The 11,521-nt window shown below is 69.3% G+C and carries 10 protein-coding genes and 1 pseudogene; 3 read left to right on the forward strand and 8 right to left on the reverse strand.

Going from position 1 to position 11,521, the window contains the following annotated elements; genetic code table 11:
* Positions 1 to 806: 806 nt before the first annotated feature.
* The 4 genes and pseudogenes from ACFWBF_RS36085 to ACFWBF_RS36100 form a co-directional block, all read right to left on the reverse strand.
* Complete coding sequence (locus tag ACFWBF_RS36085; protein WP_385609077.1) at positions 807 to 1,280, reverse strand: ATP-binding protein; 474 nt, start codon at positions 1,278 to 1,280, stop codon at positions 807 to 809.
* A gap of 182 nt (positions 1,281 to 1,462) precedes the next feature.
* Positions 1,463 to 1,928: pseudogene (locus tag ACFWBF_RS36090) on the reverse strand (SPW repeat protein); the annotation flags it as partial.
* Positions 1,929 to 2,141: 213 nt separating this feature from the next.
* Positions 2,142 to 3,443, reverse strand: a complete 1,302-nt coding sequence (locus tag ACFWBF_RS36095; RefSeq protein WP_385609078.1) for a protein kinase — start codon at positions 3,441 to 3,443, stop codon at positions 2,142 to 2,144.
* A gap of 203 nt (positions 3,444 to 3,646) precedes the next feature.
* Positions 3,647 to 3,925, reverse strand: a complete 279-nt coding sequence (locus tag ACFWBF_RS36100; protein WP_384381487.1) for a GlsB/YeaQ/YmgE family stress response membrane protein — start codon at positions 3,923 to 3,925, stop codon at positions 3,647 to 3,649.
* 320 nt (positions 3,926 to 4,245) lie between these two features.
* Between ACFWBF_RS36100 and ACFWBF_RS36105 the strand changes: the two genes are divergently transcribed.
* Together ACFWBF_RS36105 and ACFWBF_RS36110 are read left to right on the forward strand one after the other, a co-directional pair.
* Positions 4,246 to 4,518, forward strand: a complete 273-nt coding sequence (locus ACFWBF_RS36105; protein ID WP_385609079.1) for a hypothetical protein — start codon at positions 4,246 to 4,248, stop codon at positions 4,516 to 4,518.
* A gap of 377 nt (positions 4,519 to 4,895) precedes the next feature.
* Positions 4,896 to 5,540 (forward strand): alpha/beta fold hydrolase, encoded by a 645-nt coding sequence (locus tag ACFWBF_RS36110; RefSeq protein WP_385609080.1) that lies wholly within the window; start codon positions 4,896 to 4,898, stop codon positions 5,538 to 5,540.
* A 685-nt stretch (positions 5,541 to 6,225) separates the two neighbouring features.
* Here ACFWBF_RS36110 and ACFWBF_RS36115 read toward each other — a convergent pair.
* Positions 6,226 to 6,393, reverse strand: coding sequence for a hypothetical protein (locus tag ACFWBF_RS36115; RefSeq protein WP_385609081.1), 168 nt, complete (start codon positions 6,391 to 6,393; stop codon positions 6,226 to 6,228).
* A 54-nt stretch (positions 6,394 to 6,447) separates the two neighbouring features.
* Positions 6,448 to 8,430, reverse strand: a complete 1,983-nt coding sequence (locus tag ACFWBF_RS36120; RefSeq protein ID WP_385609085.1) for an amino acid transporter — start codon at positions 8,428 to 8,430, stop codon at positions 6,448 to 6,450.
* A 592-nt stretch (positions 8,431 to 9,022) separates the two neighbouring features.
* On the opposite strand from ACFWBF_RS36120, the gene ACFWBF_RS36125 reads away from it, so the two are divergent.
* Positions 9,023 to 9,472 carry an SRPBCC family protein gene (locus ACFWBF_RS36125; RefSeq protein ID WP_385609082.1) on the forward strand — a complete coding sequence of 150 codons (450 nt, stop codon included), beginning with the start codon at positions 9,023 to 9,025 and terminating at the stop codon, positions 9,470 to 9,472.
* A 443-nt stretch (positions 9,473 to 9,915) separates the two neighbouring features.
* On the opposite strand, the gene ACFWBF_RS36130 is transcribed toward ACFWBF_RS36125, so the two are convergent.
* Together ACFWBF_RS36130 and ACFWBF_RS36135 are read right to left on the reverse strand one after the other, a co-directional pair.
* On the reverse strand, positions 9,916 to 10,725 hold the full coding sequence (locus ACFWBF_RS36130) for a replication-relaxation family protein (protein ID WP_385609083.1): 810 nt from the start codon (positions 10,723 to 10,725) through the stop codon (positions 9,916 to 9,918).
* A gap of 358 nt (positions 10,726 to 11,083) precedes the next feature.
* Positions 11,084 to 11,302 carry a hypothetical protein gene (locus ACFWBF_RS36135; RefSeq protein WP_385609084.1) on the reverse strand — a complete coding sequence of 73 codons (219 nt, stop codon included), beginning with the start codon at positions 11,300 to 11,302 and terminating at the stop codon, positions 11,084 to 11,086.
* Positions 11,303 to 11,521 lie beyond the last annotated feature (219 nt).

An 11,521-nucleotide genomic window follows, 5' to 3' on the forward strand; every position in this document is an offset into this window, starting at 1 on the left:
GAGAAACCATAACCACACCACCGCCCAATGTCTACTCCAGCCATCACAGATTTTCGTCCGTTCGTCGGAGAGGTAATCGACCACGGTCGGGTAGGCAGTAGGTCGACGCGCACGACGGTCGTCGCCGGGTCAAGCCCCGCAGGTCAGGACACAAGCGCCACGCACGGCGCCGGCCTCGCTGGAGGTCACGGACATGGGCACCGACGGGTTCGGCTCCGCTGGCTCCATCGGTGGCCCGCGCCGCTCCTGGCCCGGCCCGGCCCGCGCCGTCACAGCCACCGGTCCGAATTGACCTGTCAGGCATTTTCCTGGGGGCAGACCTCGGCCAAGAGCTCAAGCAGATGGGCGGTCACCAGCTCAGGCTCGCCCCGCCGTACCCAGGTGTAGACGGCAACCCGCGCCGAGGCGTCGGCATGCCGCAGAACGTACCCGTCCACCAGCCCACGCGAACGGGACTGCCGTACTTGGATCTGCCGGGGCTTTCCGCCCCCCTCGGCCAGGACCTCGACGACCTGACACTCCGGACCATCCCGAAACTGATACACCCAACACGTCCGCATGCGGACCATTGTTTCCAGCACCATGGCAGCCCGGCGCCGGACACCCTCCAACCCGCGCCGGATCACCGCCCTGGGCTCCGCTCATGGCCGCCCGATTCATATGTGCCGACGACCGCGGGAGTCGTCCGGCACACGGTCAGCTCGCGCAGCCTCCCCTGGACCGGGGTGTGGATCGCGAGTCAGAAGCAGCGCCACGACCGGCTGTCGCGCTGCCTTACCCGTGTGGCAAGAGCCTGGCCAGCATGATCACAGGAGGCGCCCGGCCGGTGCCCCGCCGGGGTCGTCAGCCAGCCCTATCGTGACCTTCACTCGCTTGCCGACCGGCTCGCGTCGCACCTCGAAACTGCGGCACACCGCCATCGCGATCTCCAGGCCGTGTTGCCCGATGCGGCTCGGATCAGTCGGGCTCACCGCGGGCAGCTGCGCGGCGGTATCCCACACGCTGATCTCCACGACACCGTCACTGACCTCCAGCTCCAGCAGACACGGCCCGGGCGCGTATTTGTAGGCGTTGGTCACCAACTCGCTGACGACCAGCTCCACCATGCTCATCGCACGGTCCGACACTGGAAGCCCATGAACGGCCTGCACCGCGGTCATGAAACTGCGGGCGGCACGCCTGGCCCCAGCAATCGGTTCGCTGCCGTCCATGGCCATGGCCGACACGATCGGGCGGCCGAGCAGCGACTCACACTCGTCTTGGGACACCACAGCAGCCATACGCCACCCTCATCCTGAGCAAGCCACACGGCTGCTTCCAGCCGGATACCCCGAAACGGCAGCCCTACGCGAGAGCACAAAACGATGATCTGACCGCCCCCTCACTCCGAACGAAGTCGATCAGAACCGAACCCCTGAACTGCACCTTCCACGGCGCCTCAGGCGACACCGGCCGACCGAGTTCAGCGGTGGACGCGTCCTTCACCGTCGCCGTCCTGTAGACCGCACCGATCACGTACGGATGGCTCCGCGACCAGGGAGCCCAGGGCACTCATGCGGACCCACCCGTTGTCAGGGAGCTGCGGACACGGAGCGCCGCAGGGCAGGGTCGCGCCGGTGATCAGGTTGCTGGTGATCGAGCGGGTGTGGGCGACGTCGCCGGCGACGACCCACGGGGCGATGCAGGTTCCGATGCCGATGGCGACGGCGGCCAGGCCATGGAATGGGTGCGCTCGTAGGAGTTGCCGAGACCGCCGAGGAATAGCGTGTAGGCGATGCCGGCGATGAGGTTGGTGACGGCCAGCGTCGTCAAGCCGCTGAGGCCGACGATCCACGGGGACGCGGCGAGGAAGACGCCGGTGAGAGTAGGGCGAGGGCTTCGACCATCTGGGCGCGGGGCGTGGCGGCCGCCCGGTCGCGTCGGGCACGCGGCGTGCCGGAAGTCTTCGGCTCCGCCTACGACGTGCGCACCCTGCTGGACGCCGCCTACGGCTCCGCAACGGGAAGCCGCTCGGCCTGCCCGGTCCGGAGGCCGTACGCAGGCACCTCCTGGCCAAGCTGGACACCACCGAGATCGGCCGACTGCTCACGGAGTCCGGACTCCTCCCGGACACCCCGTAAGACCGTGGTTCGCTCACCGACTCACCGTCCCTTGTCCTTCTTTCCCTTGGCCTTCCCAGGCACCTCCTTCGTCTTCGCTGCCCCCGGCGCCTTCGCCGGGTGTTCGGGGACCGGTCGCGCGGAAGAGCCGGCTGGGCTGGTGGGCACCTGGAGGTCTCGTGGAGTGGACGCCGAGGCCGCGGGGATCGACGGCGCGGGCACCGCGGACTGGGGCCCTGCCGGGCCTGCAACCTCGGTGCTCTTCGATGGCGTCGGCTGCTCATGCGCGGGAGCGGTGGTGGGTAGGTTCTTGCCTGCTGGGATGACACTCATCACCAGCGCGCAGGTCCCCGCGACGCTCGCGGCCGCCAGCCCCCACCAGACCGGACGGCCCCGTCGGGCAGCCCTCCTATGCGTAGGTTCGGGTGTTCGAGCGGCGTGAGCGGCAAGGGGGGAGAGGGAGCGGTGGGTGGAGGTGCCGGGGAGGGCCGCGCTCGCTGTGGTCCGGGGTCGCGGTGCTCGTGCGATGTCCTGCAGGCGTTGGTGGACGGCGGCGGCGTCGGGACGTGCCTGGGGCGCCTGGTCGGTCATCGCCTTCAACAGGCGGGCGAAGTCCTGCGGCAGTCCTTCAGGTATTCGGGGCCGGCGCAGGAGGTGAGCGGTCCCGATCTCCACGGGGGTTCCCTGATACTCGCGGTGGCCGGTGAGCGCTTCGAGAAGGGTCATTCCCAGGGCGTAGATGTCGCTGGCCGTACTCGCTCCTTCGCCCAGGAACTGTTCCGGGGCCATGTAGGCCAGCGTGCCGACGAGGGTGTCGGGCGCGCTGTGGGATCGCTCGTGCACGGTCCTGGAGAGCCCGAAGTCGGCCAGGTGCGGCGAGCCCTCCTCGCCCAGGAGGATGTTGGAGGGTTTCACGTCGTGGTGGATGACGCCGTGAGCGTGCACGTGGTCGAGGGCCGAGGCGATGTCGGCCCCGATCCGCGTGACCTGGACGGGGCCCAAGGGGCCCGCGTCCATACGGGTGCGCAAGGTGACGCCGCGGATCAGCTCCGTGACCATGAAAGCGCCATGGCCGTGTCGGCCGGCGTCATAGACGGTGACGAGGGCCGGATGGGACAGGCGGGCCAGCGTGCGGGCCTCGTCGCAAAAGCGGTCGGCAGTGACCGTGTCGGTGCCCGGACGGAACACCTTGACGGCCACTTCACGGCCCAGCACCTGGTCGACGCCGCGGAATACGTCCGCCGTACCGCCGGACCCTATGGGGCCCTGGAGCCGGTAGCGACCGCCCAGGAGGGCGTCGCGTTCAGGCGGTGCTCCATGCTCTGGGACGGACCGGGCCGTCATACGGGGTCCTCCTCCACTCGCGGGCAGTGGCGCGCGCTTACCCCTTGGGGGTCGCGCTACGCACGGGTCTCCGGCAGCCACGACCCGCTGCACGGTGCCAAGTGCGGGGCGAGACGGCTGGGGCGTGTCCGCTCTCCCGACAGTGAAACGGCTCCACCCTCAGGAGGAGGGGGAGCCGTTTGCGTGCGGTGGGACTGGGTCGCTCAGGCGTGGCTGTGGTGCCGCTTGTTGCCGGTGACCAGTCGGTAGATCACGAGGAGGATGACCGAGCCGATGATGGCGGCGATCCAAGTGGAGAGGTCGAAGAACCCGTCGATGGAGTCGACGCCGAATATGACCTTGCCGAGGAACCCGCCGAGCAGGCCGCCCGCGATGCCGATCAGCATCGTGATGATGACGCCGCCCGGGTCCCTGCCCGGCATCAGCGCCTTCGCGATGAAGCCCGCGAGCAGTCCGATCAAAATCCAGGCAATGATGCCCATGCGCTTCTCCTACCTCGATGAATAAGAACGGTGTTAACAACCGTCTTCACCGCGCCAGGGTTTCCAAACGTCCGGACCTCTTGATCATCTGTTGGCGCGCGTCGAGATGCTTCGGGTGGCTGCTCTCGTCCTGGCACGCGCAGACGCGCTGGCCTCTACCCGAGCGGGCCCTCCTCCAGCTTCCGTCAGCTGCCCCCGCCGACGGCAGGTCATTGTGGACTCCTACCACCTGACCCGCAGGTGCCGCGTCGTGCGCGCCGCAACCGGCCCGCCCTCCGCCCAGCCTCGTCAGGAGCAGACCGGCCTGGGTAGAAGGCGCCGTGGTTCATCCAGTGACGGTCCAGATCAGCGTCGATCTCGCGCAGCGCGGGGTCCACCGTCAGGCCGAGCAGCTGGACATGCGGATCGGTGGCATGGTCCTGACCGCCAGGGGAGCGGGCATGGTCCGGCGCGGCGCCCGGGCCGCATTGGCCCCGTGGTCTCTGCCCCGGATCGTTCTATTCCAGGGCTCCAAGGCCCACCACCTCATCAGCCGTGCGCGGCACCGCTGGACCGCACGGGCGCCCGCCGTGTCCAGAGCTCGAAGCTCGTGAGGAGAAACGCGTCACCATGCGGCAGCTCATCCATCAAGGATCCCGAACCGACGGGCCCATGGGGGCAGAACGTGCAAAGACCGGCCGGCACCACGGCGCCACCGGTCTTCTCAAAGACCTCGCACGGTCGGAGGTGTCGTAGGGGTCACCACGGCACCGACCGGACCACACACGTCCTGCCCTGGCAGACACCGTCCGCCGGGACCGTCAGAGATCCAGAACCTCTCATTGCCATCGAATTAGAGGGGTCGTTTTCCGAAAGGGGCTTGCCCACGGGGGCTGACCTGGGCACACAGGCGGTCGTCGGTTGGGGGGCACACCTCCGGTACCCCCGGTCCCCCGCTGAAAGCAACCGTCCAGACAACGGTTCAGCCCCCTTGCGATGCAACCCTGTCCGCAGCTCCTACCGGCTACTGCGGCGCTCGTTCGGCGCCGCACTGGACCGGCTCGGCGTGGAGCGGATCATCGGGATCGGCCACTCCACCGGCGGCCTCGTCCTGACCGCGCTCGCCGAAGAACGACCCGGCCTGGTCGCCGCGCTGGTACTCATCGACACCGGCCCCGGTCTGGACGCCTTCGTCTCCAATGGGCTCGTCGGAAGGCTCATGCTGGCTCCCGGCATCGGGCCCCTGCTGTGGCGGATCCGGACCGACGGCCTGATCCGCGAGGCCCTCAGCACCGCCTTCAGCCGCCCCGGCTACGAGATCCCGCAGCAGCTCGTGGACGACGTACGGGCCATGACACATCACGGCACCGCCGCCACCGCCCGGGGTGCCACCGCCTACCTGAAACAGCGTCCGGTCCCGCCGAGGCTTACGGCACTCGGGAAGCCGCTCTTGGTCCTCTTCGGCGAGGAGGACCACAGGTGGCGATCGTCAACCGCCATCGACTACACCGCCGTCCCGGGGGCAAAAGTCGAAGTGCTGCCCGGCCTGGGTCACTCACCCATGCTCGAGGACCCGGAACGGACCACCGCCTTCCTCCTGCCCTTCCTCGAAGCCCCCGCCCCGTGCCTGAACTAGGTCTGTGTGATGTCGTGATCAGTTGCCGGGTTCCGCCGTCTTCGTGGGGCGGAACCCGGTGGGACTGTGCTTGTGACGCGTAGGCAACTGAGCAATCGGTGAAACAGCAGGTCAACCAGCACACCGACCTGCCCACACCCACCCTTCTGCAACAACCTTTAGCGGGCATCGCCGTGCCCGCCGAGCCACTTGGCGCGCCGGTGACCCGAGGCCGGCGCGGCCGTAGTGGTGGGATGGCCGTCGCCGAAGGCTTGGGCGGTTTGCCCTCGGGCGGCATCACGCTGCTCGATGAGGTCCTCGCTGCGCGCTCCACGACCGCGCTCTCCCGCTTCGAGGGGAAAGATCCGCCGTGCCGGGCGAGGCGGCTGCGCCGGGAGGCTCGGCGGACCGCCGCCAGAACGAGGGCAAGACCCAGAACAACGGCCGCGCCGACGGCTATGCCGTACAGGAACAGAGCACCGGTCGAGCTGGTGACGTGGTAGCCGAAGACGGAGAAATCGTTGGTCAGCTCATGGGCGCCGCCAAGATTCGCCATCACGCCGGCCACGGCGAAGGCCCTGCCGGTCGGTGGCCGGGTCGGCGCCCGGGAGTTCCCGGGCGGGTCTGACGGCGGCGCTCGCCAGGTTGCAGGCACGGGCAGGCCGCCGTCAACAGCACGGGGTCGACGGCGAGAAGCCTTCCGACTTTATGGCCTGTAGATCATCTCGATCAAGAACGCCGCGATGAGGACCCACACGCCGATCCCGAGCAGCCACCACCAGCCGGCGACGGCACCCGCAGCGGCCATGACGGCCGCGGCAACGGTGAGGGTGAGGATCCTGCGCCTCATCTGCTGTTCCGGCGTAGACGTCATCTGGCCAGCCTCTCGGTCTTGCCCGTCCTGGGGCCCGCTGCACACGGGTGTGGATCAGCCGCCGACGTGAATGCCGGGACGGCGTTCGGGGTCTGGTTCGTGACTGCGGATGATCTCGCGGGTGACCGGGGCGGTGTCGCCGCGGCCCAGGAGGAAGTACCGGACCATGTGGACCAGTGGACTGCCCTCGGCCCAGGCGAAGTAGCAGTGCGGCTGGACCTTGGTGGCGTTGCGCAGGGCGAGGAGGATCGCGGCGATGGCGTTCGGGGCAGCGGGCGCGTCGGCGCGCAGGATGCGGTAGCCGTCGACCTCGACACCGTGGACGGTGAGGGTGTCGCTGAAATCCGATGGATCGACCACGTCGATTTCGAGGAAGAGTACGTCGGCCTGGCCCGGGACCGGGTTGACGCCGCGCTGTTCGCGTTCCTTGTCGCTGTACTCGGCGAGGTCGCCGGCCTGGCGGCGGTTGGCGATGATGTTGATGGCGCCGTCGTGGGCGAGGGTGTCGTCGATGAACCGGCGGGCGTCGGCGTCGAAGACGATGCGATCGGCGCGTAGCTCGGTGGTGCGTGAGACGCGGGAGATCAGCGACACGAGGATGATCCCGGCGATGAAGAATCCGGAGATGACGAGGCCGTCGGGCTTGTCGATGACGTTGGCGACCAGGGCGTAGAGCAGGACCGCTGTCAGGAGCGCGAAGCCGACGGTGGTGGCGCGTCGGCGGCGGCGTGCGGTGGAGACGGTGACGGCGAAGGCGCCGGAGACCATCATGGCGAGGATGCCGGTGGCGTAGGCGCCGGCCTGTTCGTCGACGTCGGCGTTGAACGCGATGGTGATGAGGATGCACAGGGCGGTGTAGACGATCACGACGGGGCGGACGGCGCGTCCCCATTCGGGGGCCATGCCGTAGTCGGGCAGGTAGCGGGGGACGATGTTGACCAGTCCCGCCATGGCGGAGGCGCCGGCGAACCACAGGATCAAGATGGTGCTGATGTCGTAGACCGTGCCGAATGCCTCCCCAACGCGCTCGTGGGCCAGCCACGCCAGGGCACGGCCGTTGGCTGCGCCGCCCGGCTCGAACTCCTCGTGCGGGATGAGGAGTGTGGTGACGAAACTCGCGGACAGCAGGTAGACGCTCATGATGAGCGCGGCGGTGGTCAGCAGTCTGCGGGTGTTGCGGATCCTCGAGCGCAGCCGCTGCTCTGCGTCGGCGCCTTCGGCGGCGATGAGCGGCATCATGCTCACTCCGGTCTCGAAGCCCGACAGGCCCAGCACCAGCAGCGGAAACGCCAGCAGTGCCGGGCCGAGGAGGTCGCCGAAGCCGCCTCCGCCCTCGGCGAGGGCATCGGTCCACGCCGACCATGCGCCAGGGGTGGTGAACACGTCGACCAGGCCGATCCCGATGACGACCGCGTTCAGCACGAGGAAGATGGCGACCAGGGGGATGGCCACGCTGACGGCTTCGCTGAACCCGAGCAGGAACACCCCGCCGAGTACCAGCAGCAGCGCCACCGTCAGGGCGACCTCGTGGCCGTGCAGCGCGGCGGGGAAGAAGGGGTTCTCCACCACGTGCACGGAGGCGTCGGCCGTGGACAGGGTGATGGTGATGATCCACGAGGTGGCCACGAAGCCGAGCAGGACCAGGACAAACAGCTTGCCCCACCAGAACGGCAGCAGGTCCTCGAGCATCGCCACCGAACCGGCGCCGTGCGGGCTCTCCTTCGCGACCCGCCGGTACATCGGCAGCATCCCCAGCAGTGTCAGCGCCACGATCAGCAGCGTCGCCAGGGGCGAGACCGCCCCTGCGGCAAGGGCGGCGATCGCAGGGACGTAGGCCAGGCTGGAGAAGTAGTCGACGCCGGTCAGGCACATCACCTTCCACCACGGGTGCGGCTGGGCATGCCCCTCACCGGCGGCCGGACCCACCGGCTGCACCTGGTGCCGCAGCATCCACCGCGCCAGCCCGCCCGACGGCTGATCCCGCAGAGCGGGACTGTCCACCACCTCCGGCATCCCCGCCTGGTCCGCGTCTCTCATATCCCCCATCAACCCTTCCGACCTTCTCCAGCGCTCGCGCCCAACGGCCACCGGTTGAGGGCCTTGCGACGATCATCGAGTATGGGCCCGGCGCCGACGCGGCCCCGCACCGGACAGGCCCGCTCCAGTACCCGCGCTCCCCTTGTGCCCAGAACACCACCCGCAACCCAGCTACCGGTCCCCGCACCTCAAGAACCCACGTAGAGCGGGCAGCGCACGGCGGGAAGCCCTGCCTACCGGCCTTCGTGGCCCCGCGCCCGGAAGACGCCGCAGGGCCTTTCCGGCAGATCCCGGCCCAAGAAACCTTTACGCATCTCTAACGCCGGCACTGCACAGCGAGACTCCTCATGGACGGCCGCCCCGGACCGGCGCCGCATCTCCTCTCTGCGCATCCGTCACCCCGCATGCCGCGTTGTGGGGCGGCCTGGCGCGCGAGCGCTGTCAGCCGAACGGTGGAGCAGGACGGCCCCTTCGGGGAATGCCAGCCGACCGGCCGGGGCAGGCGAGACCGCGGCGGGCATCGATGACGTGCTCTGCCCGGGCGGACGCACCCGAACCAGCCCGCCCACCGACGCACAACCAGGAGGACCGCATGTCGCAGGTCAAGGAATCCATCGAGGTCGACGTCCCCGTCCGGACCGCGTACGACCAGTGGACACAGTTCGAGTCGTTCCCGCAGTTCATGGACGGTGTCGAGCGGATCGAGCAACGCACGGACACACTCACCCACTGGGTGACGAAGGTCTCCGGTGTCGAGCGGGAGTTCGACGCTGAGATCACCGAGCAGATCCCCGATACCAAGGTGGCCTGGGTGACCGTCGGAGGCGAGAGCGAGCAGTCGGGCCTGGTGACCTTCCATCCCATCGACCCCTCCCATACACAGGTCACGCTGATGATGGACTTCGACCCCGAAGGGATGGCCGAGAACATCGGCGACAAACTCGGCTTCGTCGACCGGCAGGTCAAGGGGGACCTCAAACGCTTCAAGCACTTCATCGAAGACCGCGGCACGGCCACCGGCCAATGGCGAGGACAGGTCTGACCTGAACCGTGCTGTCGGCACCGCCCGCAGAGGCTGGATCTTCTCCCGCTCCAGCGGCGCGACATGACCGCAGCGGACGCCGGTACGGGTACGGACTTCTCCAGGACCCCTCCAGGAGGTAGTCAGCATGCTCCGGCCCCTTTCTCCGAGCCTGTGACCTGCCTGTTTGGCGTTCATGGGCTCGAATGGAACGGGACCAGAAACGGGACCCGAAACGGGACCTCAGAAGAGACCTGAAACGGGACTCCGAAGAGGACCCGAAACGGGACCGCGCTCAGCCGCGGCCCCACACCAGAATCACGGTGGCGAACTACTCACGACCCCCGTGCTCCCGCCCCCAGGGGTGGGCAAGCCGCCGTTCCGAGCGGCTTGCCCACCCTGACGGCCTACGTCGCCGTGCTCACCGTACTTTCGACAGCCTGGCCAAAGACGCGCGTTCCTGGTCACGGCCGACGACCCGCCACACCGGCCGGCCGGGCCCATCCCGCATCAGCAGGTCCAGCGTCGTGGTCGCTACGGTCAGCCGGTAGTTCACACTGCCGACGTCGCGGGCACGGTTGTGGAAAGCGGCCTCCCGAGCCGGAGCCGCGGGGTGGGGGTAAAGACGTATAGCCCCCCAAGAAGGAGCGTTCCAGGGACGGCCCGGCGTAGGTCTCCTGCCAGGGGCTGCGCGGGGCGCGGGCGGCGTTGCCGCGACCGGACGCGGGTGCGTTGCGGTAGGCGTCGTAGCGCTCCAGCTTCGCGACCAGGCGGGCGTAGGACATGGTGCGGTCGATCTCCACGAACTCGCTGGGGCCGTTGTTCAGGAGCACCACGGCCTCGGGCACCAGGTTCCCGGCCGGAGTGGGGTGGGCGACTTCCCCCTGCCAGTCGGCGAAGTCGGCCGCCTCCGCTTGGTGGAAGGCGATGACGGTGTCGTCCAGGGCGAGGCCGTGCTCGCGCAGGCCCGTCTTGCTGGCCGCGCGCTTCCCAGTGCTCCGGCCGGACCTCGGCGCGAGTTCGCCGGAGGCGGCGGCTTCGGCGAGGCCCGCCGGGGTGCAGCACCAGTAGCTGTGCTGGGCACGGTGGGGTCGGCCGACCAGACCCGCCCGCCACACCACGATCCGGCCAACAGTTGCACAGCCACAACGGGGGCGCTTCCAGATCGGCTCCCAGGCCGGCGGCGGCCCGTAGGCGTCGGCGCGCTCCTGAGCGGCCTCCTTCAGCCGGGCGGCGACGACTTCGATCCTCGGGTCCGCGGGCGGCGTGGTCATGCGACTCCTCCGGTGGATGTGGTCCGGCCCGGCGCGGGCTGGACGGGCTGCCGGGTCTGGGGCGGTGGGGGCGTAGCCGCAGTGGGCCGCAGTCGACCGTGGGCAACGGCGCGTTCCCGGATGCCGTCCTGGAGCTCGGCGGCCATCCGGGCGGCGGCGGCCTCGAACGTCAGGCAGTTCTGCTCCACCGGCGACGTCGGTCGCCGGCTCCCGATTCCTGCCCGCCTTCCGCCCCCTGCGGTCCGTGTGCGGCAGGGATCTCGAAGTCAGGTGGCCCGAACGGCGCACCGCGTGGACCCGGGCGGTCAGCGCGCCGGCGCCGAGGCGGGCCCGCTCGTACGGAGCCTTCGTGCGCGGGTCAACGGGCCAACACGGCGTGGTCTTCGGTGTCGTCCGGGTACAGGGCGCGCAGGTCGGCGGTCATCGTCTGGCGGCTGGCCGGGCGAGTGTGGTCGTCGACGGCGTTCTGCACGATCTGCTCGTCCAGGCCGGGCTGGTGGGGTCGGCCGCGCAGGACGTAGGCGAGGTGGCGGCGGGCTTCGGCGAGGAGGTGGTGGCGTTTGAACGCGCCGCGCATCACGTACACCACGGCGGCGACGTCGACGGCGGCCAGGGCGACGTCGACGGCTGGCCGGACCCGCCACCAGCCAGCTCGGGGCGAGCCACACCGACCGCGTGGTCTTCCTGGTGTCAGAGGCAGCCTGGTGCGGACACGGCGACGCGAGGGCGCTCATGCGCCGGCGCCTAAGGCTTGTCCCGTAACTGCTGGTCACAGGTGAGATGATCTTGGTGTGGC

Origin of the sequence: Streptomyces sp. NPDC060028 (genome assembly GCF_042736725.1) — a bacterium.
Taxonomy (GTDB): domain Bacteria; phylum Actinomycetota; class Actinomycetes; order Streptomycetales; family Streptomycetaceae; genus Streptomyces.